The sequence below is a fragment of the Actinoplanes sp. NPDC019969 genome (assembly GCF_055562375.1).
Genome location: NZ_JBVHFK010000001.1, coordinates 844618 through 866925 on the forward strand (window position 1 = coordinate 844618; position 22308 = coordinate 866925).

A 22308-nucleotide genomic window follows, 5' to 3' on the forward strand; every position below is an offset into this window, starting at 1 on the left:
GGCTGGCCCTGAACCGATGATGGCGCGCTGCCCGGGACCGTTGCCTGCTGAGCGAGGTTCGGTTCGGGGGAGCCGGACGCCTCTGCTGACGTAGGTGCCTGTTCCGCACGGCCCACGCCGGACTCGGACGGTGGAGAGTCTTGGCGCGGACCGGCCATGGGACGGCTTTCCCCCGCACCGGAGCCGGCTGGGGTGGAGGCTGCCTGTGGGGATGTTCCGGGCGGGCCCGAGGTGAACTGCGGCGTGATCGGTGATGCGGACGAACCGCTCGCCGGCTGGTCGTTTCCGGGTACCGGCGATTTCCCGCCATCACCAGAGACGGCCTGCGCCTGGACAGCGGGAATGGCAGGCGTGGCCGGCTTGCCACCGGCGACCGGCAGGCCACCGCGTATGACGGGGGAAGGCGCCGTCGCCAGGCTGTCCGGCCGCGCGGAAGGCGCAGAAGACGCGGAAGCGATAGAAGAGGCGGAAGGCGCAGAAGAGGCCGGAGGCGCGGAAGGTGCGGATGGCGTAGAGGGCGCGGAAGCCAGACTGTCCGGCCGGGCGGGAGCGGCAGAAGGCACGCTCGCCCGCCCCGGGGCTGCCGGCGCTGGTTGCCCAGTGGACCCCGGGACGGCGGCCTGACCGGAAGCGGGCGGCTGAGCCGCGGACGGTGGAACGGCCGCACGGCCGGGAGCACAAGGGGGCGCCGCGGGGCCGCCGGACGGTTCCGGTTCGTCGGTTTGCCAGGGGAACGGCAGCCGGGCCACGTCGGAGGGTGGGGAATCCGGGGTGCCCGGATTGTGGTGGTACGCGGAAGAACCGGCCGATGACTGCATGGCTGACTTACCCTCTTCGGTGCCGGGTTGCGAACTCGACACGCCGCGTTCCTTCGGACCGTCATGTGAATCTTGCCTCGTCACACGCCCCTCCTCGCCCGTGGCGTCAGACTTAGGGGAGACTAGCGACATCCGGCACACCGTCGCGCGCGGATCCTGCGGGCCCTGCTTCCACGCCCCGCTCCTCTGCCCGGCGGACCGGTCTATTCAAGCGGGCAAGCAAAAGGGGAGCGAATAATGGATTTCGACGTTCTGGTTGAGATCCCCAAGGGGCAGCGCAACAAGTACGAGGTGGACCACAAGACCGGACGTATCCGGCTGGACCGGACCCTCTTCACCGCGACACAGTATCCCGCGGACTACGGCTACATCGAGGGCACCCTGGGCCAGGACGGCGACCCGCTGGACGCTCTGGTGCTGATCCAGGAGCCGACGTTCCCTGGCTGCCTGGTCCGCGCCCGCGCGATCGGCATGTACCGGATGACCGACGAGAAGGGCCGCGACGACAAGGTCATCTGCGTGCCGTTCGAGGACCCGCGCCAGGAGCACCTGCGGGACATCCACCACCTGGGCGAGTTCGACCGGCTGGAGATCCAGCACTTCTTCACGGTCTACAAGGACCTGGAGCCGGGCAAGTCGGTCGAGGGCGCGACCTGGGTCGGCCGGATCGAGGCGGAGGCCGAGATCCGCGCCTCGTTCAAGCGTGAAGAGGCCGCGCAGGCCGAGGGAGAGCACGAGCACTGAGCGCACGGTCCGTCGAGACCACGAGCGAACCGAAAAGCGAACCGCTGAACGACCGCACCTGCGGGGCTGACGCCTCGCAGGTGCGGTCGTTTCGCGTACCTCAGCAAAAGGAGAGATAGTTCACATCAGCCGCCGATGCCGGACACGGCGCTGTAGAGACCGGTCACCGCGCAGGCGACCGGGATGACCGAGACGACGATCAGCGCGTCCATGATGTCGGCGGCCCGGCCGAGGTACGGCGAGGGCGGCTTGTCCGCGTACCGCGCACCCGCAAGAACCGTGAGCAGGGCGATCAGCAACGCGCCGGCGATCACCGCGGGCAGCGCATCGCCCGCGCCGGTGAGCAGGTCGGCGCCGAGGGCCGCGCCGCCGGCCAGACCGGCCGCGAGCACCGGCACCCGGTGGCGCCGGGTGACGAACAGGCGCGAGCGCAGCAGCAGCGCGGCGCCGCTGACCGCGATCAGGATCCGGGAGGCGATCGAGCCCTCGGTGGCGAGCACCGCGAACGCGCCGACGGCCAGCACCGACCAGCCCAGGAGCATGCCGGCGAGGAGCTCGTCGGTACGGGTCACGGCCGCGAACACGGCGGTCCGCTCGGGCAGCTTGCGCACCGCGTCGACGGCCGGCCGGGGCGCGTCACCGGTGGACGGGGCATCGGTGCCGGGCGGCAGACTGACCGGCGGCAGCGGGGTCCGCCCGAACCGCACGGCGAGCAGCGGCAGCACCCCGATCGCGCAGACCAGTAGCGAGATCAGCACCGCGGCGCCGCCGGCCGCGTCGGTGAACAGCCCGGTGGCGGCGGCGACCGCTCCGAGCAGGCCGACCGTCACCCCGGCGGTGAAGAACCGGGCGCCGGCCGCCACACCGGCCCCGGCGATCGCCGAGATCAGCAGGATCGCGACCGAGCCGGCGAGCAGCTCCGGGCCGCCCAGCCAGGGCAGTGGCGCCAGCACGCCGTCCTTGCCGTAGGAGGTGACCAGGGTGGCGCCGCCGGCGAAGGCGTACGGCAGCGCGTAGCCGCCGAGGGCGACACCGGCCCGGCCGTCACCGAACGCGCGGGACGCGACGGTGGCGACGAGGGTGAGAAGGATCGCAACGGCGAGGCCGGCGATTCCCGGATAGTGGCCCTTCGCGCCGGTGGAGAGCAGGGCCGGCAGGCCGAGCGCGAGCGGGACCGCGGCGGCGGCCAGAGTCGCGGTGCGGCTGGCGGCGGGGGTCCACACACCGCCGCGGCGGCGGGCGCCCTCGGCGATGGCCTCCACCACGTCGTCGTACTCGAGTTCGGGCCACGCGTCCCCGGCCGGGACGAGGTGGAGCACCTCGCCGTCCCGTACGCCCTGGGGGTGCAAGCCCTGGCCGGTGGCCAGCAGAAGGCCGTCGCCGCGCCGCAGCACCCACCCACCGTGGCGCTCGCCCTCGTCGGCGAGACCCTCGCCGGCGTAACGCAGCACCTCCGGCAGCAACTCGGCCAGCGGAACCTGTTCGGGCAGGGCCACGTCGACCCGACGTTGCGGCGCGCTGATAGTCACGCGGGCCAGACCGACGCTCACCAATAAGTCCTTCCGTCCGTCCACAACCTGGACCGGGGCGTTGTCCACATCCGGCGGGGGCGAGGCTGCGGGATCGACGGAACTTTACCTAGCATGGGCCGGTCGTGAAGTCCCGAGATCCGCGGGGCTCGCCGGGACGAACGAATTTCAGGAGGCCGGATGGGCACCGTGGTGATCAAGCGGGCAGCCCGTCGGCCTGCCCCGGAGATCCCGTCCGACCAGCTGGTGGTGGAGGCGCCGCCGGAGATCCCGGAGCAGGTGGCCGGCCGCTGGCAGCAGTGGCTGATGGCGCTGCCGATGCTGGGCGGCACGATGGCCATGGCGATGATGATGGGCCAGGGACAGCGCGGCGCCTTCTCGTACGTCATCGGTGGCCTTTTCGGGGTCTCGTCGCTGGCGATGCTGGTGACCTCGTTCGGCGCCTCGGGCGGGCCACGCAAGGCCGAGATGATGAGCGCCCGCCGGGAGTACCTGCGCCATCTCGCCACGCTGCGCAAACGGGTCCGGGAGACGGCCCGGCTGCAGCGGACCGGCCTGCTCTACCGGCACCCCGACCCGGACCGGCTCTGGTCGACGGTCGACAGCCACCGGGTGTGGGAGCGGCGCGCGGCCGACCCGGACTTCGGTGTGGTCCGGGTCGGCCTCGGCCCGCAGACCCTGGCCACCCCGCTGATCGCGCCGGTGACCCGCCCGCTGGACGAGCTGGAGCCGATGACAGCGGGGGCGCTGCGCCGCTTCCTGGACGCCTACTCGGTGGTTCCCGACCTGCCGGTGGCGATGTCTCTGCGCGGCTTCTCCCGGATCTTCCTGCGCGGTGAGGCGCCGGGCGCGGAGGGCCCACGCGCGCTGGTCCGCGCGGCGCTGACCCAGCTCGCCGTCTTCCACGCCCCGGAGGACCTGGTGATCGCGGTCTGCGCGGGCCAGGACGCCCGGGAGCACTGGGAGTGGGTCAAGTGGCTGCCGCACGCCCGGCACCCGTCCCGCACTGACGCGCTCGGCGCGATCCGGCTGGTCGCCGGGGACGAGCCACAGCTGGCCCAGATGCTGGAGGACGTGCTGGGCAACCGGCCACGGTTCCATCCCGGGGAGAGCGCCGGCAGCACCCCGCACGTGCTGGTCGTGATCGACGGCGCGGAGCCGGCCACCACCCGGCTCGACGACGCGCTGGACGGGCTGACCGTGGTCGACCTGGACACCGTCCCACCCCGGCTGCTGGACCGGTCGACGTTGGTCCTGCAGGTGCGGGCGGACGGGGTGCTCGGCACCTGGACGATGGATCACGAGAGCGAGGCGGGCAAGGCCGACGGCCTGACGGTCGCCGAGGCGGAGGCGGTGGCCCGGCGGCTCGCGCCGCTGCGGCTGGCCACCACGGTGGACCCGGTCAGCGGGGCGCCGACGCAGACCGACGCCGGCCTGCCCGAGCTGCTCGGCCTCGGGGACGTGGAGAACTTCTCGGTGGCGCACGGCTGGCCGGCCCGCCCGGACCGGGACCGGCTGCGGGTGCCGATCGGGGTGAGCTCCGACGGGCTGCCGGTGGAGCTGGACATCAAGGAGTCGGCGCAGGACGGCATGGGCCCGCACGGCCTGCTCATCGGCGCCACCGGTTCCGGCAAGTCGGAGCTGCTGCGGACGCTGGTGCTGGCGCTCGCCGCCACCCACTCGTCCGAGCAGCTCAACTTCATCCTGATCGACTTCAAGGGTGGCGCGGCGTTCGCGTCGATGGATCAGCTGCCGCACACCGCGGCCGTGGTCACCAACCTGGAGAACGCGCTGCCGCTGGTGGACCGGATGGCCGACGCGCTCGAGGGTGAGATGTCGCGGCGGCAGGAACTGCTGGCCAAGGCCGGGAACTACGCCAGCCTGTACGACTACGAGCGCGCCCGGTCCGGCGGCGCCCCGCTGGCCCCGCTGCCGACCCTGTTCATCGTCTGTGACGAGTTCACCGAGATGCTCAAGGAGAAGCAGGACTTCATCGAGATCTTCCTGCAGATCGGGCGGCTCGGCCGGTCACTCGGCGTGCACCTGCTGCTGGCCAGCCAGCGGCTCGAGGACGGCCGGCTGCGGGGCCTGGACACGCACCTGTCGTACCGGATCGGTCTGCGGACGTTCTCGGCGCTGGAGTCGCGGGCGGTGCTGGGTGTGCCGGACGCGTACGAGCTGCCCAAGGCCCCCGGCAACGGCTATCTGAAGTTCGGCACCGAGCCGATGTCCCGGTTCAAGGCCGCCTACGTCGGCGGCACGGTCCGCCGGGCCGGACGGTCCCGCGGCTCGGCCCGGCACGACGGCCCGCTGGTGCTTCCCTGGTCCACCCGGTACGTCGCGGCCCCGGTCGCCGCACCCGAGCCCCAGCCGGCGCCGGAGCCGGAGGACGGGCCGAAGCTGGCCGACGTGGTGATCGAGAAGCTGGTCGGGCAGGGGCCGCCGGCGCACCAGGTGTGGCTGCCGCCGCTGGACGAGTCGTCGCTGCTGGACGAGCTGGTCGGCCCGGTCGCCGTGGTGCCGGGCCGCGGCCTGACCTTCACCAACCCGTCGGTCCGGGCCCGGCTGCAGGTGCCGATCGCGATCATCGACAAGCCGCGCGAGCAGCTGCGGGACGTGATGTGGCTGAACCTGGCCGGAGCGGCCGGTCACCTGGCGGTGGTCGGCGGCACGCAGAGCGGCAAGTCCACCGCGCTGCGAACGCTGATCTGCGGGCTGGCGCTCACCCACACCCCGGCCGAGGTGCAGGTGTACTGCCTGGACTTCGGTGGCGGTTCGCTCGGCGCCCTGCGGGACCTGCCGCACGTGGGCGGGGTGTTCGGGCGTCTGGATACCGCGGGGGTACGCCGTACGGTCGGCGAGATCACCACGCTGCTCACCGAACGGGAGGCCCGGTTCGCCGAGCTCGGGGTGGACTCGATGGCGTCGTACCGGAGCCGCCGGCCGGCCAACGACCCGTTCGGTGACGTGTTCGTCGTGGTCGACGGATGGGGCACGCTGCGCAAGGAGTTCGAGGAGCTGGAGCCGATCCTGACCGATGTGGCCACCCGGGGCCTGTCGTACGGCATCCACCTGGTCGCCGCGACCTCCCGCTGGCTGGACTTCCGGGCCGCGGTGCGGGACCTGTTCGGCTCCAAGCTGGAACTGCGGCTCGGTGACCCGAGCGAGTCGGTCGCCGGGCGGCGGGCGGCTCTGGACGTGCCGGAGGGCCGGCCCGGCCGGGGCATGGTCCCGCACCCGATGGACCGCAACAAGGGTCTGCACATGCTGACGGTCCGGCCCGAGGTGAGCACCCTCGGGGACACCGCCGGCCTGGTCAAGGCGGTCGCGGCGGGTTGGGACGGCGCGCCGGCTCCGCGGGTGCGGCTCCTGCCGACGCTGGTGCCGTACGCCGATCTGCAGGCCGAACGGGGCCATGGCCTGCGCATCCCGATCGGTATCGCCGAGGCGGACCTCAAGCCGGTCGAGATCGACTTCGCCACCGAGCCGAACCTGGTGATCTACGGCGACCTGGAGTCCGGCAAGACATCGTTGCTGCGGTCCATCGCCACCACGCTGACCAGCCGGTTCCGGCCGGATCAGGCACGGCTCATGCTGGTCGACTACCGCAACAGCCTGCTCGACCTGCCCGAGTCCGAACACCGCATCGGGTACGGCATGGAGGCTGAACACACCGAGAAGCTGATGCGGTCGGTGGCGGCGTACATGGCCGAGCGCAAACCCGGGCCGACGGTGACGGTCCAGCAGCGGCGGGACCGTTCCTGGTGGTCCGGTCCGGAGCTGTTCATCCTGGTCGACGACTACGACGTGGTGTCCAGCGGAAGCACCAACCCGCTGGAGCCGCTGATGGAGTACCTGACGTTCGCCCGGGACATCGGCCTGCACCTGATCATCACCCGCCGGACCGCGGGCGCGAGCTCCTCGATGTACCGGGGCATCCTCCAGCAGCTCAAGAACGATTCGGCGGCCGGTCTGGTGCTGTCCGGGTCGCCGGAGGAGGGTGCGCTCGTCGGCAACGTCAAGCCCTTCCCGATGCCACCCGGACGTGGTCGTCTGGTCACTCGCCGTGAGGGTGTGCGCTTGATCCAGTTGGCGCATCAGCCGCCCTTCGAGCATTAGCGGAAGATGAACAGACAACCGGTGCGATTAGGAGCTCGGGACCGCAGCGACACGCCGGTGTCAGGGAGTAATCTCCCTCCATCGACTGACCGCATCGACTGATCCGCCTGGAGAATGGCGACGCCATCCGTGAGCAGTGTGAGCATGCAGCCCGGGCTTGACCGGCGGCGATGGGCGGCATCCGTGGGAGCGGCCGCGCTGGCCGGCCTGATCGCCATCGGGGCGCCGGCCACCCCGGCCTCGGCCGTCCCCGCCGAGCCGATCAGCCTGAGCGGCGACGCCGTCCGCAACGACCAGTGGCACCTTCAGGCACTGAAGCTGCCCGACGCCTGGGCCTATTCGGAGGGTGCCGGCGTCACCGTCGCCGTCGTGGACTCCGGGGTCGACGCGCGCCACGCCGACCTGGAGGGTCAGGTCCTGCCCGGCATCGACCTGGTCGACGGCGAGCGCGACGGCACCACCGACCCGGTCGGCCACGGCACCACGGTGTCGGCGATCATCGCCGGCCGCGCCGACGATCCGAACGGGGTCGTCGGCATCGCCCCCAAGGCCAGGATCCTGCCGGTCCGGGTGCTCGACGAGGAGAACCGGTACGACGACGCCCTGATCGTGGCGAAGGGCGTGCGCTGGGCCGTCGACCACGGCGCCAAGGTGGTGAACCTGTCGCTCGGCGGCAGCGGGTCCAGCCCGGCGCTCGCCGCCGCCATCGACTACGCCTTCGCCAAGGACGTCGTGGTGGTTGCCTGCACCGGCAACGCGACCGGCACGTCGACCACGACCACTTCCAAGGTCGGCGTGTGGTACCCCGCCCGGGAACCGGGTGTGGTCGCCGTCGGCGGCATGCAGCGGGACGGTGAGGGCCTCTGGAGCGGCTCCATCCGCGGCCGGGAGACCGTGGTGACAGCGCCCGCCACCGATCTGGTCGGCGCCCGGCCGGGCGGTTACTGGCGGGTCCAGGGCACCAGCTTCGCGGCGCCCATGGTGGCGGCCACCGCGGCGCTGATCCGGTCGCGGTGGCCGGACATGCCGGCCGGCGAGGTGGTCAACCGGATCATCAAGACCGCGCAGGACCGGGGTGCGCCCGGCCGGGACTCCGAGTTCGGCTTCGGCCAGATCGACCCGGTGGCGGCCCTCACCGCGGACGTGCCGTACATCGCGACGAACCCGCTCGACAACATGCCGCCGCCGGGGGTGGCCCGCTTCGGCAGCGCGCCGGCCGCCGGTCAGGCGCAGTCGGCGCCGGAGGAGAGCACGCAGCCGGACCGAGTCCCGGCGAAGGTGCCGGGCGGCAACACCGGCGGCTGGGCCGCGCCGGCGCCGGCGCCCGCGCCGAGCGGGACGCCGGTGGCCCTGTGGACGGGCTTCCTGCTGCTTCTGCTGTCGGCGGTGGCGGCCGCGGTCACCATCCGCCGTTTCGCCGCCACCACCGGCTGAGCCTGCCCTGCCGCGGCCCGGGACGGGTCAGGCGCACTTGCCGGTGCGGACCCGCTCGTTGTTGCCCAGGCCCGCCTTGGCCACCGGGGCGGCCTCGTCAGCGGTGAGGGCGAAACCGACGTTGCGGTCGTCGGCGGCGGCCGCGAAGATCACGCCGAGGACGTCGCCGTTCGGCGCGATCAGCGGGCCGCCCGAGTTGCCACTGCGGACCAGCGACTTGATCGTGTAGATCTCCCGGGTCACATCGCCGGACTCGTAGATGTCGGGGCCGGTGATGTCGCTGACGTCGCGGACACGGGCGGACTGCGCGTTGTACGGCCCGTCCTGGGGGTAGCCGAGGACGATCGCGCTGGCGCCGCTCCCGGCCTCCTTGCCGGCGAACGACATCACCGGCGCCTTCAGGCCGGGCACGTAGAGGACGGCGAGGTCACGCTTGGGGTCGTAGACGACGACGCGGGCGGTCACCTCACGGCCGCCGCTCTCCACCACCACGTCCTCGGTGCCCGCGACCACGTGCGCGTTGGTCATCACGCGCTCGCGGGCGTAGACGAAGCCGGTGCCCTCGATGCGGCGCGAGCAGCTCGGCGCCGAGCCGAGGATCTTCAGCACCGAACTCTTCGAGTCCTTGACCACCTTGGAGCCGGCCAGCGCCGGGTCCGGGGCGGCGACCTCGCGGGCCTGGGTGCGGGCCAGGCCGCCGAAGACGTCCGGGAAGCCGTTGGTGTCGAGGGTGTCGCGCAGCCCGGCGGAGAGCGCCTGCACCTGCTCCGGCACCAGCTCGCCGACACTGCCGAGGATCGCGCTGTCCCGGACCGCCGCGTTGATCGCCGGGAACGGCGTGGAGCCGAACGGGACCGCCACCAGCCAGGCCGCGAACAGCACGGCGACGACCGAGACGAGCGCGCCCCCGGCGTCGTCGATGTACTGCAGGGGGCGGCTCTCGATGTTCTGCCGGAGGTTCGTGCCGAGCCACCCGGCGAGGGTCTGGCCCAGCACCGCGAGCACCAGGATCACGCCGAGCGCGACGACCAGCCGCACCGTCCCGTTCTCGAACTGACGGGCGACGAGCGGGCCGAGCTGGAGACCGATCAGCACACCGCTGAAGAAGCCGCCGAGCGACAGCGCGCCGATGACGAAGCCCTGGCGATATCCGCTGATCGCGAACAGCACCATGAGCACGATCAGGAAGATATCGACCACGGGCACTCATTCAGCGTAGAAGTCGGGGGCCAGCTCACGGGAGCACCTCGTCGGGCGCACCGCCACGAGCGGCCGGAACCGGCGCGGCCGCGTCGGGCAGCTCCACCACCCGTCCGGGCTCCCACGGGCGCGACCACCCGGCCATGTCCAGCAACGTCGAGATCACCCCAGCCGTGAAACCCCAGACGAGCAGCCCCCGGATCTGGAACGCGGGCCCGACCCAGCCGCTCGGATGTCGCACCCGGATACGGTTCTGGGGGTCGGCGAGTTCACTGATCGGCAACCGGGCGACGTGCGCCACCTCGGTCACCTGGAGCGGATGCACCGGATGCGGCTTGCGCCACCAGGCCAGCACCGGGGTGACCACGAAGCCGCTGACCGGGATCCACAGGTCCGGCAGCAGGGCCAGCACCTCGGCCGACGACGGGTCGAGACCGACCTCCTCGCTCGCCTCCCGCAGCGCGGTGGCCGGGGCGTCGGCGTCCTCCGGGTCGGTGGCGCCGCCCGGGAAGGCGGGCTGGCCGGCGTGGTTGCGCATGGTCGCGGCCCGCTGCAGGATCAGCAGATCGGGCTCCCCGGGAGTGTCCTCGCCGATCAGCACCAGGACCGCGCTGGCCCGGCCGCCGCCACCGACCGGGGCGCGCAGGGTGGTGAAGTCCTCGGTGCGGCACTCGGCCACCCGGGCGAGCAGCGGATCGAACCACTCCGGGAGGCCGTCCGGCCGTCCCAGCACCACACCTCGACTCATCGCACGACCGTAACGCCGAAGTGTTTCTTCACCTGTTCGATCACCTGGTCGACGTCCATGGCGGCACGATGCACGTCCATCCTCCCGTCGGCGTCGATGAACACGGTGGCAGGCAACATCGTCGTACCGAGCGAACCAAGAAGGCGCTTCTCCTGGTCGAAGAGCGTCGGAAAGGTGACACCACTGTCGGCGGCGAAGCTGGCGGCCTTGTTGCGGCTGTCGCCGGTGTTCACGCCGATGACGGTGAAGCGGCCCTGGGCCCGGTCGGCCAGCCCTTGCATGACCGGAAGCTCGTCACGGCACGGTGCGCACCAGGACGCCCAGAGATTGATCACCGCGGGTCCGCGCAGGTCACGCAGCCGGATCTGAGCACCGCCGGTGAAGCATGCGAGGGAGATATCGGAAATTTCCGATACAGTCGAGCCGGTGAGGTCGTCACAGGAGGCGAACGGGGAAGGTATCTCCGGTTCGTCCGGCTCGACGGCAGCGGTGCACCCCGACAGCAGCAGGACAGCGGTGATCGCCGCGAGCAGCCGTCTCATACCGGGTCTTCCTCCGGTGTCAGTACGGCGGCGGCCGGCACCAGGCCGGGGTCGACGCCGGCGGCCGCGGCCAGATCGCGGGCCCGTGGCCCCTTCAGCAGTTTCGCCGCCGGGGCCGCCTCGGTCGGACCGGTCCCGTACGACGGGCACATGGTCGCCAGCGTGCACGCCCCGCACGCCGGCGTCCGCGCGTGACAGACCCGCCGGCCGTGGAAGATCACCCGGTGCGACAGCATGGTCCAGTCGCGTTTCTCGATCAGGTCGGCGACCAGGAACTCGATCTTCACCTCGTCCTGCTCGTCGACCCAGCCGAACCGGTTGGTGAGCCGCCGGAAGTGGGTGTCGACGGTGATGCCCGGCACGCCGAACGCGTTGCCCAGCACCACGTTGGCGGTCTTGCGGCCGATGCCGGGCAGTTTCACCAGGTCGTCGAGCTTGCCCGGGATCTGCCCGTCGTGCCGGTCGATCAGCTCCTGGCCGAGGCGGATCAGCGAGTTCGTCTTCGCCCGGAAGAAGCCGGTGGGCCGGAGCAGCGCCTCCATCTCGGCGCGGTCGGCCGCGGCGTAGTCGGCGGCCGACCGGTAGCGCCGGAACAGCTCGGGCGTGACCTGATTGACCCGGACGTCGGTGGTCTGCGCGGACAGGATGGTCGCGACGGCGAGCTCGAGCGGGTTGGTGAAGTCGAGCTCGCAGTGCGCGTCGGGGTGCGTCTCGGTGAGCACCCGCGCCATCCGGCGGGCCCGGCGCTTGCGGCCGAGGTCCGTCTCACCAGCGAAGCGCTTGAGAGAGGCGGGGGGTCGGGTCACCGGTAAAGAGTACGTCGGTCACGCCGGCGCCTTGATGCTCCCGTCCGCCCCGATCACCGCCGCGGTCGCGCCGAAGTCGGCCGCGGACAGCGCGGCGACCATCTTGCGGCCGCGCTCGTTCGTCTTGTCCCGGGTCGGCACGCCGTTGTCGTTGAGGTAGGTGGAGACGAACTTGCCGCCGGCGAACGTGCCGTCCTTGGTGAGCGACACGTGCAGGACGCCCGAGTACTTCAGGTCACCGGTGCGGGACAGGGTGCGGCCGCCACCGGCGAAGTTGCCCAGGCTGTAGGCGATCAGTTTGCCCTGGTAGAACTCCATGCCGCGGAGGATGTGCGGCCCGTGCCCGACGACCAGGTCGGCGCCGGCGTCGATGACCGTACGGCTGAATTTGATCGGGTTGCCGCGGTTCTCCCCGAAGTAGAGCTCGTTGCCGGGCTTCACGTGTGACTTGTCGGAGCCCTCGGCGCCCATGTGCACCTGCACCACGACCAGGTCCGCCTGGCCCTTGGCCTTCGTCACGATCGCGGCGGCGGCGTCGAGGTCGTTCAGGTTGTTGGCGCCGGCGTACGGCGAGAAGCCGACCACCGCGACCTTGACGCCTTTGACGTCGACGACGGTGATCTGGTCCTCGGCGCCGGTGTGCTCGAGCCCGGCCGTCTCCAGCGCCTCGACGGTGTTCTTGTAGCCCTGGACGCCGTAGTCCTTGGAGTGGTTGTTGGCCGTGTTGAGCAGCTGGAACCCGGCCTCTTTGAGGTGCTGCGCGTACTTCGGCGGGGACCGGAAGGCGAAGCAGTTGGGCCGTTTCGGCGTGCCGCACTTCGAGGTGCCGGTGTCGCCGGTGAGCGGCTGCTCCAGGTTGCCCATGACCAGGTCGGCGGCGAGGCTGGAGGCCACCGAGTCGAAGAACCCGGCGCCGTCGCGGGCCGGCAGCTTGTTGGGCGCGTCGCCCATGATGATGTCGCCGGTGGCGGACAGGCTGATCGACTCGACCTGGGCGGACTCCTCGACGGGCGACGAGCCCGGGGCGCCGCTCGCTGACGAGGCGGGCTTGCCGGTGGCGGCGGGGGCGGTCCAGACCGGCTCGTCGTCGCCGGAACCAATCAGACCACATCCCCCCAAACCGGTTCCGATCAGGACAGAGGCGGCAATGGTGACGGCAAGCGCAGGCCGCTTCTTACGGTGGGACAGGGGGTGCGGATTCATCGACGCGGACGATACCGTCGGCCCGCAAGCGGATCGACAGACGAAAGGCCCGTCCTGATATGACCGGACCGCCGAATTGTCACCGGCGGAGATGGCAATCTTGTTACCGTCCAGTATCTGGATCAAGGGGTGGCCGCCCGTTTCCCGCCCGCGTGCGCCTAGACTGATCGAGCGCAGACGTTGCGCGTTTTCGAAAGGTGCGGCGATGGATGAGGTACTGGCCCGGAGCGGAATCTTTCAGGGTGTAGACCCGGAAGCCGCTGAGGCGCTCGCCAAAGAGATGGACACGATCGAAGTCCGCAAGGGCGACGTCGTCTTCAACGAGGGCGAGGCCGGCGACAGCCTGTATATCGTTCTGTCCGGAAAGATCAAGCTCGGACGCCGAGCCGCTGACGGCCGGCAGAACCTCGTCTCCATCATGGGGCCGTCCGACATGCTCGGCGAGCTCTCCCTGTTCGACCCCGGCCCGCGCACGGCCACCGCGACCGCGGTGACCGACAGCCGCCTGGCCCGGCTGAAGAAGTCGTCGCTGCGCCCCTGGCTGAACAACCGGCCGGAGATCGCGGAGCAGCTGCTGCGTGTGCTGGCCCGCCGGCTGCGCCGCACCAACGACGCGCTCGCCGACCTGATCTTCACCGACGTCCCCGGCCGGGTGGCGAAGAACCTGCTGCAGATGGCGGGCCGCTTCGGCACCCGTGACGGCGGCGTGCTGCGGGTGACGCACGACCTCACCCAGGAGGAGCTGGCCCAGCTGGTCGGCGCGTCCCGGGAGACGGTCAACAAGGCGCTCGCCGACTTCGCGTCGCGCGCCTGGCTCCGCCTCGACGGCAAGAGCGTGATCATCCTGGACCCGGAGCGCCTGGCCCGCCGCGCCCGCGTCTGACCCGCCGCTTATAAGGGGCCGTCCTCACCGACGGCCCCTTAATCGTGCCGTTCCACCGGTCCGTGTCGCATCCCCACGGCCACTCGTTACCGAGGTGGCCGAGAGGCACCGGCGTGGACAGGGAAGGGCGCGGCATTGAAGGCAGGCAGGGGTGTGGCGGGATGACCGTGCTCGACACCGCGCTCGACCCGCGCGATCCCGCCTATCTGGAGGGTCGCAGCACCACCCTGGAACGCCTCGCCGACCTGGAGTCCGCCCTCGACGAGGCGCGGGCGGGCGGCGGCGAGAAGTACGTGACCCGCCATCACGCCCGCGGCAAACTGCTGCCCCGGGAACGCATCGAGATGCTCCTCGACCAGGACAGCCCGTTCCTGGAGCTGTGCCCGGTCGCGGCCCGCGGCTCGCAGTACCCGGTGGGCGCCAGCGTGGTCACCGGGATCGGCGTGGTCGAGGGTGTCGAGTGCGTTGTGGTGGCGAACGATCCGACAGTGGAAGAGGGTGCGGTCAACCCGTACACCGCTGAGAAGATCCGGCGGGCCACCGCGATCGCCTCGGTCAACCGGCTCCCGATGGTCAACCTGGTCGAGTCGGCCGGCGACAACGGCACGTCCGGTGGCCTGTTCCCCCCGGACCGGGTCCCGTCGATCTGCGTCGTGTTCGGCGCGACCACCGGTGACGCCGCCTATCTGCCGGCCCTCTCCGACTACACGATCCGGGTACGCGGTCACGCCAAGGTCCTGACCATCCACCCGCAGCCGATAAACGGTCACGCCGGTGTCGAGGTGCGCGCCACCCCGGTCGTCCCGGCCGGCCCGGACGGACCCGCCGACCAGCTCGCCGAGGACGAACGGGACGGGCTGCGGCTGGCCCGGCAGGCCGTACGCCGGCTGAACTGGCGCAAGCAGGGCCCGCCGCCCCGGACCACCCGCCCGCGCCCGCCCCGCCATGAGGCGGAGGATCTGCTGACCGTGGCCGCCGCCGGGCCGGACGTGTTCGACCCGCGTGAGGTGTTCGCCCGGGTCCTCGACGACAGCGACTTCGACGAGTTCAAGCCCGGCCACGGCGCCGCGATGCCGGCCGGCTGGGGTGAGCTGCACGGATATCCGCTCGGCGTGCTCGCCGTACCCAGCCGGTCCTGTTCGGCCGTCGAGGCGCAGAAGGTGGTGCACTTCCTGCACCTGGCGAACGCGACGGCCACCCCGGTCCTGTTCCTGCGGCACATCGGGGCGCCGGCCGACGAGGAGAACGACGCCCGGCACGACGCCCCGATGGCGCACGCGATCAGCCGTTCCACCGTGCCGCACCTGGTCCTCACCGTCGGCGACGTCGTCGCCGAGCGCACCGACGAAGCCCGGTTCCGTTTCAGCTGGCCGTCCGCCGGCGCGAGCAGAGCCGACGACGGCGTCATCGATCCCCGCGACACCCGTACGGTCCTCGGCCTCTGCCTCTCCGCGGTGCACAGCGCGGCCGTGGAGGGCGCCGGACACGTCGGCGTGTTCCGATCTTGAAAGGTAGACCAGTGATCCGACGACTTCTGGTGGCCGACCGTGGAGAGGTCGCCCGCCGGGTGTTCGCCACCTGCAGGCTGGTCGGCATCGAGACCGTCGCCGTCTATTCCGACGCCGACACCGATGCGCCGCACGTGATCGAGGCCGACTACGCGGTCCACCTGCCCGGCAACACCCCGTCGGCCACGTATCTGCAGGCCGACGCCTTGATCGCAGCCGCCCAGCGGGCCGGGGCGAACGCTGTGCACCCGGGGATCGGCGTGCTCGCCGAGAACTCCCGCTTCGCGCAGGCGGTGGTGGACGCCGGACTGATCTGGGTGGGCCCGCCACCGGCGACCCTGCGCACCCTGACCGACAAGATCGAGACGAAGAAGCTGGTTGCCGAGGCCCGGGTGCCGGTCCTGCCGACGTTCACCGACCCGGACCAGGTGCCCGGCTTCCCGGTGCTGATCAAGCCGGCGACCGGTACCGGTGGCGCCGGCATGCGGGTGGTCCGGGACGCCTCGACGCTGGCCGAGGCGGTCGCCTCGACCCGGCGCGAGGTCGGCGGGGAGGTCTTCTGCGAGCCGTACGTGAGCAACGTCCGGCACATCGAGGTGCCGATCCTGGCCGACGCCCAGGGCGCGGTGATCCCGTTCGGTGAGCGGGAGTGCTCGGTGCAGCGCCGGTACCAGAAGATCGTCGAGGAGACGCCGTCGCCGGCGGTGAACCCAGCCCTGCGCGAGGACCTGTGCCGGGCGGCGATCATCGCGGTCCGCGCGCTGGGCTACGTCGGCGCCGGGGCGGTCGAGTTCCTGCTCGACTCCCGCGGCGACTTCTGGTTCCTCGAGCTCACCCCGACCCTGCAGGCCGACCACGCGGTCACCGAATGCGTCTCCGGCTACGACCTGGTCCGGCTGCAGCTGCTGGTGGCCGAGGGCGGCAGTGTGCCGATGCCCGGCCCGCCGCCGATCCGCGGGCACGCCATCGAGGTGCGGATCTGCGCCGAGGACCCGGCGTACGCGTGGCTCCCGGCCGCCGGGACCCTGCACCGGTTCGCGGTGCCGGACATCGCCGGCGAGTTCCGCCCGCTCCCGCAGCCGGGCCTGCGCCTGGACGCCGGGGTCGCGGACGGCTCGGTGATCGGCATGCACCACGACCCGATGCTGGCGAAGCTGATCGCGTGGGCGCCGAGCCGCCAGGAGGCCGCCCGGATGCTGGCGTCGGCGCTGGCCCGTACCCATCTGCACGGTGTGGTCTCGAACCGGGACCTGCTGGTGCGGGTGCTGCGGCACCACGCGTTCCGAGCCGGTGACGTGGACACCGGATTCCTGGACCGGCACCCGGAGGTGTTCGCCCCGCTGCTCTCCTCGGTCGACGCGGTCCGGTTGTCCTGCCTGGCCGCCGCGCTGGCCGGGGCGGCCGCCCGGCGGGCCGCCGCGCCGGTGCTCAGTTCGCTGCCGTCGGGCTGGCGCAACGTCCCGTCCGGTTCGCAGTCCGCGGTGTACGACGGCCCCACCGGCCCGGTCGAGGTCGGTTACCGGATGAACCGCGAGGGTCAGCTGGCCGGCTGGTGGGTGCGGGCGATCGACCCCGAGGAGCTGGATCTGGCCGGTCTCGGGCAGGCGCCGGTCGCCGACGAGCACCCACCGGTGGTGGTGGTCCAGGCCGGCAGCGGCCGGGTGGTCCTCAACGTGCAGGGCATCCGGCTGGCCGTACACGTGCACCGCGTCGGCGATGTCTCCTATGTCGACAGTCCGGAGGGGTCGGTGGCGCTGCGGGAGATCTCGCGATTCCCGCTGCCCGCTCCGGAGGCCGCCGAGAGTTCCCTGATCGCCCCGCTGCCGGGGGCCGTCCGCCGCGTCCTGGTGGTGCCCGGGCAGCGCGTTCGCGCTGGTGAGCTGCTGCTCACGCTGGAGGCGATGAAGCTGGAGCACCCGGTGCACGCGCCGGCCGCCGGGGTGGTCGCCTCGCTGCCGGTGCAGCCGGGGGCCGAAGTCGATACCGGAGAACTTCTCGCAGTACTCGATCCGGAGTAGACGAACCGGTATCGTTCCACCGTCATCGATTATCGACGGGGGACAGACGCATGGCAGTACGGCATCGCCGTACCCTGATCGCGCTTGCTGCCACACTGGTTCTGACCGGTGGCGGCTGCGCGATCGCCGAGGACAACGACGACACGACCGCGCGGCCGGCACAGCAGCAGCAACCCGCGCCGCAGACCTCCCAGGAGGAGACGCGGACCACCCAGGCGAAGTCGCCGACGCCGGAGAAGACGGCGGAGAAGGCACAGGCTGAGGTACGCCGTAACGGCGCCGCGGTGAAGTCCGCGCCGGAGGACGAGTTCCAGCCGGTCGACACCACCGTGGATGCGAACGGTGACCAGCACGTCCGGTTCCAGCGCACCCACCAGGGACTTCCCGTGCTCGGCGGGGATTTCGTGGTCCACTCCGACGCGGCCGGCAACTTCCGGGACGCGACGGTGGGCCAGGACCAGGTGATCGACGTCCCGGCGACGGCGAAGATCAGCCGGGAGCAGGCGATCAGGACCGCCAAGCTCCGCGGCAAGGTCGAGGCCCGGCTGATCGTCGACGCCTTCGCGGGCAAGCCCGCGCTGGCCTGGCAGGTCACCAGCGCCGAGAAGGCGGTCGTGGTCGATGCGACGACCGGGAGGATCCGGCTGTCCTACGACACCGTGGACGCCGCGGAGCAGGGCACCGGGAAGGGCCTGCACGTCGGCGAGGTGCAGCTCAGCACCACCAAGCGCGCGGACGGCAGCTACACGCTGACCGACCCGGACCGCGGCGGCATCACCGTCCGTGACGCGCTCAACAACGACTACTACTACGGGATCGGGGAGTCCGCCGAGTTCGTCGACGCGGACAACGCGTGGGGTGACGGCACCCGCCTCGATCGCGCCTCCTCCGGCGTCGATGCGCTCTACGGCATGGCGAAGACCTGGGACTACCTGCAGGACATGTTCGGCCGGACGGGCCTGTTCAACGACGGCAAGGGCACGACCGCCTACGTCCACGAGTACGTCAATCAGAACAACGCCTGGTGGAGCGGGATCTGCAAGTGCCTGGTGTTCGGTGACGGCGACCCGGCCACCCGCAAACCCTTCACGCCCGTCGACGTGGTCGCCCACGAGATGGCGCACGGTCTCACCGACGCCACCGCCGACTTCGTCAACTCCGGTGAGTCCGGCGGCCTCAACGAGGCCAGCAGCGACATCTTCGGCACGCTGGTCGAGTTCTACGCCGCCAACCCGGCCGACAAGCCGGACTACACGATCGGCGAGAAGATCCGGCTCGACGGCACCCCGTTGCGGTGGATGGACGAACCCAGCAAGGACGGCAAGTCCGTCTCCTGCTGGACGGCGACCGCCAAGAACCTGGACGTGCACTACTCGTCCGGCATCGGCAACAAGTTCTTCTACAACCTGGCCGTCGGCAGTGGCGCCTCCCCCTGGGGCGACAGCAAGCCCTGCGGGACCGCCGCACCGGTGACGGGAATCGGCGCCGACAAGGCCGCCCGGATCTGGTACCGCGCGCTCACCCTGTACCTGATCTCCAACGCCAACTACGCCAATGCCCGCGAGGCGACCCTGCGCGCGGCCGCCGACCTCTACGGCGCCGACAGCGTCGAGCAGCGCACCGTCGACGCCGCCTGGCTCACCGTCGGCGTGGACAGCTCCCTGGCCCCCTACGGCACCCCGGACATCAAGCCGTTCCCGAACAGCATGGTGGCCGTCGAGATCGGGAAGCCGGTCCGGCTCCAGGCCAGCGCCACCGACCCGCAGAACCAGCAGTTGACCTTCACCGCCACCGACCTGCCCACCGGCCTGTCGATCGACGAGACCGGCCTGATCAGCGGTACGCCCACGACGAGGGAACGGCCGCTCAGCAAGATCACCGTCACCGACCCGGACGGCAACAGCGACTACACGTACCTGTTCTTCGTCGTCAAGGGACCGCCGATCGTCAAGCTGATCGCCCCGACTTTCAGCGGGTACGCGGAGAACCCCGTCTTCCGCGGTTTCGGTGCGACGTTCACCGAGGAGCCGGACTTCCACGCCCAGGCGTGGGACGCGTTCAAGGTGACCGCCACCGGCCTGCCGGAGGGCCTCGAACTATCGGTTCCGAAGCCGGTTTCCGGTAGCGGCCTCTACGTCGCCAGCGTCATCGGCATCCCGACCAAGGCCGGTTCCGGGACCACCGTGCTGACCGGCACCGACCCCGACGGCAACCAGGCCACCGCCTCGATCGACTGGGAGATCCTCCCGGCCACGGTGCCGACTGAGCCGAACAACGTCACCGTCATCCCCGAGGGCGCCGGCGTCGCCATCCTGACCTGGCAGCCGCCGACCTACACGACCGGCACCTCGGCGAACTCCGGTTACGTCATCCGGGTCACCCCGGGCAGCGAGACCAAGGTCAAAGCCAACGTCAAGTCGCACACCGTCTCCGGACTCGACCCCCGGCAGACCTACACCTTCAGCGTGCACGCGACGAGCAAGGCCGGTGACGGGGCGGCGAAGACCGTCACGATGACCCCGGCCACCGTCTCCCTGAGCCCGTCAACGACCGTGATCAGCAGCGGTCAGGCGGTCACGCTCAGCGGCAAGGTTCTCCGAGACGGATCACCGGTCACCAACAACACCGCATCGCTGGAGCAGCTCGCCGCCGGCAGCAGCACCTGGACCCCGGTGACCGCGGTTCAGCTGTACTCGAACGGCGCCTGGCAGGCCTCGGTCCGGCCCACGGTCACGACCGCCTACCGGCTCCGTTTCGAAGGCGCCCGCGGCATCTGGCCGGCCACCTCTCCGACCCCGTGGATCGCGGTTCGTTACGCCGTCTCGGCCAAGGCCGCCACCGCCGCCCCGAAGGCCGGGCAGAAGATCGCGATCGGCGGTTCCGGGCAGCCCGCCCGGGCCGGCACCCTGGTCACCCTGCAACACGCGGTCGGCGGCCGCTGGGTCGACCTGGCCACCACCCGGATGTACAGCAACGGCGCGTACTCGTTCTCGCGCGCCTTCACCCGCGGCACCTGGACGCTGCGGGTCGTCGTCGCCGGCGGCGCCCAGAACGCCACCGGCATCAGCGGGAACTTCACCGTCAAAGCAAGCTGATCCCGTGAGAGAGGCGGGCCGGATCCTTCCGGTCCGCCTCTTTTTCGTCGTACGGGTAACCGGCCGCCCCGTGGCGCCCCCGCGAGGTGTGGCTGCCGGGTCCGGACCACAGCGCGGCCACCGGGCCGAATGCGGCCCGCACCGTTACCCCACCCGCTCACGGCAGTCCCACGGGTCCCGGCCACCCCCAGTTCGCCAGCCGCCGCTCAGCCACGCTTCCCAGCCCCCATAACCGGCCTCAGCGACGGCTGACGACCGGGACAACCGCAACCCGACCGCCCGCCGTACGCCAGCCAGGCCTCCCGGCGCCCATAACCGGCCTCAGCGACGGCTCGCGGCGCGGGGCAACCGCAGCCAAGGCGTCAGCCGTACGCCACCCACGTTTCCCTGCCCCCATAACGGGCCTCAGCGACGGCTGACGACGCGGGACAACCGCAACCAGAACGCCAGCTGTACGCCAGCCAGGCCTCCCGAACCCCAAAACCCGCCTCGGCGACGGCTCGCGATCGGGGGTGACCGTGAGCCGGAGGCCTGCCGTAAGGCGACGGGGTAGCGGTGACCATCGCATTCGGCCCGGTGGCCGCGTCACGGCCCTGACCGGGCAGTAACCTCGCGGCCGTTACCCGTACCAGGGAAGGGTTTTCAGCCCCCGAAGAACCATTTCTGGAAGAAGTTCTTGCGGTTCGGGCTGTTGTGGACGGTGGGGGTCTCGTCGAGCGTGGGCGTGCTCGGCGGGATCGGGCGCGGCCGTGGCGGTGGCACGTGGTTGACCCGGGTGGTGCGGTAGACCGTCGGTGGCGGCTGTGGCTGGCTCGGGTCCAGGTGCAGGTTGTTGAGCAGGTCGCGCAGTTCCTCGGCGGAGGGCCGGGCGGACGGTTCGTTGTTCATGCCGTAGCGCAGCACGTCGGTGAGCTGACGCGGCACGCCCGGAAGGTCCGGGATCGGGTGGTTGAAGAGGTCCATCAGGGTGAGAATGCTGGGGCTGCGGTTGGAGTCCCAGCGCGGCGGGCGGCCGTTCATCACCGCGTAGAGGGTGGCGCAGAGCGCGTAGACGTCGGCGGCGCCGGACGGGCTGTCGTGGCGGAACATCTCCGGCGGCGCGTAGGCGGGCGTCAGCACCTCGAGGGTGACCGAGGAGTCGCGCATCTCGCCGAGCACGGCCAGGCCGAAGTCGGCGAGGACGGCCGCGTTGAACTCGGAGTAGAGGATGTTCGCCGGCTTCACGTCGCGGTGCAGGACACCGTTGGCGTGCGAGTGCACCAGCGCGTCCGCGATCTTGATGCCGACGTCCCGGGTCTCGGCAGCGGTGAGCGGGGACACACGCATGCGATCGAGGTACGACCCGTCGCAGAGCTCCATGATCAGGTACGGGTGCTGGTCGACGGTCACGCCCACGTCGAACAGGTCGACCACGTGCGGATGCGACGACATGCGCCCGGCAGCCCTTGCCTCGCGCAGGAATCGGGCCTGGTCACGGGCGTTGTCGAGGGTCCGGTTCTCGACCTTGATGGCGACCTCACGGCCGACGGAGTCCTGGGTGGCCCGATAGACGGTGGCATATCCACCTCGGGCCATGACTGACAAACCGGACATGCCCGGCACGTATGGTACGGGCAGGGCGCCAGGCGGAGTCTCCGTCACGAGATAGAAAATACGCCAGC

General features: G+C 71.2%; 14 protein-coding genes. 7 read left to right on the plus strand and 7 right to left on the minus strand.

The genetic code is table 11. From position 1 onward, the window contains the following. Positions 1–1055: 1055 nt before the first annotated feature. The gene (locus ACZ3II_RS04070) at positions 1056–1562 is read left to right on the plus strand and encodes an inorganic diphosphatase (protein WP_465516119.1); all 507 of its coding nucleotides are present in this window, start codon (positions 1056–1058) and stop codon (positions 1560–1562) included. A gap of 125 nt (positions 1563–1687) precedes the next feature. Here the strand turns inward: ACZ3II_RS04070 and eccD are convergent, their stop codons facing one another. Further along, on the minus strand, positions 1688–3112 hold the full coding sequence (gene eccD, locus ACZ3II_RS04075) for a type VII secretion integral membrane protein EccD (protein ID WP_465516120.1): 1425 nt from the start codon (positions 3110–3112) through the stop codon (positions 1688–1690). Between the two features lie 159 nt (positions 3113–3271). Here eccD and eccCa point away from each other — a divergent pair, with 159 nt between their 5' ends. Both eccCa and mycP read left to right on the plus strand, forming a co-directional pair. Next, complete coding sequence (eccCa, locus tag ACZ3II_RS04080) at positions 3272–7210, plus strand: type VII secretion protein EccCa (RefSeq protein ID WP_465516121.1); 3939 nt, start codon at positions 3272–3274, stop codon at positions 7208–7210. Between the two features lie 144 nt (positions 7211–7354). Further along, complete coding sequence (gene mycP / locus ACZ3II_RS04085; protein ID WP_465516122.1) at positions 7355–8644, plus strand: type VII secretion-associated serine protease mycosin; 1290 nt, start codon at positions 7355–7357, stop codon at positions 8642–8644. Positions 8645–8671: 27 nt separating this feature from the next. On the opposite strand, the gene ACZ3II_RS04090 is transcribed toward mycP, so the two are convergent. From ACZ3II_RS04090 to ACZ3II_RS04110, 5 genes are read right to left on the minus strand one after another with little or no spacing between them, the layout of a single operon-like run. After that, positions 8672–9850 (minus strand): MarP family serine protease, encoded by a 1179-nt coding sequence (locus tag ACZ3II_RS04090; protein WP_465516123.1) that lies wholly within the window; start codon positions 9848–9850, stop codon positions 8672–8674. Between the two features lie 28 nt (positions 9851–9878). Then, positions 9879–10592, minus strand: a complete 714-nt coding sequence (locus ACZ3II_RS04095; protein ID WP_465516124.1) for an NUDIX hydrolase — start codon at positions 10590–10592, stop codon at positions 9879–9881. Then, positions 10589–11134, minus strand: a complete 546-nt coding sequence (locus ACZ3II_RS04100) for a TlpA family protein disulfide reductase (RefSeq protein WP_465516125.1) — start codon at positions 11132–11134, stop codon at positions 10589–10591. Before ACZ3II_RS04100 ends, ACZ3II_RS04095 begins: the two co-directional genes overlap by 4 nt. Further along, complete coding sequence (nth, locus tag ACZ3II_RS04105; protein WP_465516126.1) at positions 11131–11940, minus strand: endonuclease III; 810 nt, start codon at positions 11938–11940, stop codon at positions 11131–11133. The genes ACZ3II_RS04100 and nth overlap by 4 nt, the downstream gene beginning before the upstream one ends. A gap of 18 nt (positions 11941–11958) precedes the next feature. Beyond that, complete coding sequence (locus tag ACZ3II_RS04110; RefSeq protein WP_465516127.1) at positions 11959–13143, minus strand: CapA family protein; 1185 nt, start codon at positions 13141–13143, stop codon at positions 11959–11961. A gap of 205 nt (positions 13144–13348) precedes the next feature. Between ACZ3II_RS04110 and ACZ3II_RS04115 the strand changes: the two genes are divergently transcribed. The 4 genes from ACZ3II_RS04115 to ACZ3II_RS04130 all read left to right on the plus strand — a co-directional run bounded on the left by ACZ3II_RS04115 (position 13349) and on the right by ACZ3II_RS04130 (position 20647). After that, positions 13349–14026: a Crp/Fnr family transcriptional regulator gene (locus ACZ3II_RS04115; protein ID WP_014447921.1), complete on the plus strand. Its 678-nt coding sequence runs from the start codon at positions 13349–13351 to the stop codon at positions 14024–14026. Positions 14027–14187: 161 nt separating this feature from the next. Then, on the plus strand, positions 14188–15534 hold the full coding sequence (locus tag ACZ3II_RS04120) for a carboxyl transferase domain-containing protein (protein WP_465516128.1): 1347 nt from the start codon (positions 14188–14190) through the stop codon (positions 15532–15534). An 11-nt stretch (positions 15535–15545) separates the two neighbouring features. Beyond that, positions 15546–17552: an acetyl/propionyl/methylcrotonyl-CoA carboxylase subunit alpha gene (locus ACZ3II_RS04125; RefSeq protein WP_465516129.1), complete on the plus strand. Its 2007-nt coding sequence runs from the start codon at positions 15546–15548 to the stop codon at positions 17550–17552. A gap of 50 nt (positions 17553–17602) precedes the next feature. Further along, positions 17603–20647, plus strand: coding sequence for a M4 family metallopeptidase (locus ACZ3II_RS04130; RefSeq protein WP_465516130.1), 3045 nt, complete (start codon positions 17603–17605; stop codon positions 20645–20647). A gap of 642 nt (positions 20648–21289) precedes the next feature. Here ACZ3II_RS04130 and ACZ3II_RS04135 read toward each other — a convergent pair. Next, positions 21290–22288 carry a serine/threonine-protein kinase gene (locus tag ACZ3II_RS04135; protein ID WP_465516131.1) on the minus strand — a complete coding sequence of 333 codons (999 nt, stop codon included), beginning with the start codon at positions 22286–22288 and terminating at the stop codon, positions 21290–21292. Positions 22289–22308: the final 20 nt, after the last annotated feature.

Bases quoted from the DNA above. Each gene is read 5' to 3' on its own strand.
- ACZ3II_RS04130 (WP_465516130.1), top strand. From the start codon at position 17,603: ATGGCAGTACGGCATCGCCGTACCCTGATCGCGCTTGCTGCCACACTG.
- mycP (WP_465516122.1), top strand. From the start codon at position 7,355: ATGCAGCCCGGGCTTGACCGGCGGCGATGGGCGGCATCCGTGGGAGCG.
- ACZ3II_RS04070 (WP_465516119.1), top strand. From the start codon at position 1,056: ATGGATTTCGACGTTCTGGTTGAGATCCCCAAGGGGCAGCGCAACAAG.
- ACZ3II_RS04115 (WP_014447921.1), top strand. From the start codon at position 13,349: ATGGATGAGGTACTGGCCCGGAGCGGAATCTTTCAGGGTGTAGACCCG.
- ACZ3II_RS04095 (WP_465516124.1), bottom strand. From the start codon at position 10,592: ATGAGTCGAGGTGTGGTGCTGGGACGGCCGGACGGCCTCCCGGAGTGG.
- ACZ3II_RS04110 (WP_465516127.1), bottom strand. From the start codon at position 13,143: ATGAATCCGCACCCCCTGTCCCACCGTAAGAAGCGGCCTGCGCTTGCC.
- eccCa (WP_465516121.1), top strand. From the start codon at position 3,272: ATGGGCACCGTGGTGATCAAGCGGGCAGCCCGTCGGCCTGCCCCGGAG.
- ACZ3II_RS04120 (WP_465516128.1), top strand. From the start codon at position 14,188: ATGACCGTGCTCGACACCGCGCTCGACCCGCGCGATCCCGCCTATCTG.
- ACZ3II_RS04100 (WP_465516125.1), bottom strand. From the start codon at position 11,134: ATGAGACGGCTGCTCGCGGCGATCACCGCTGTCCTGCTGCTGTCGGGG.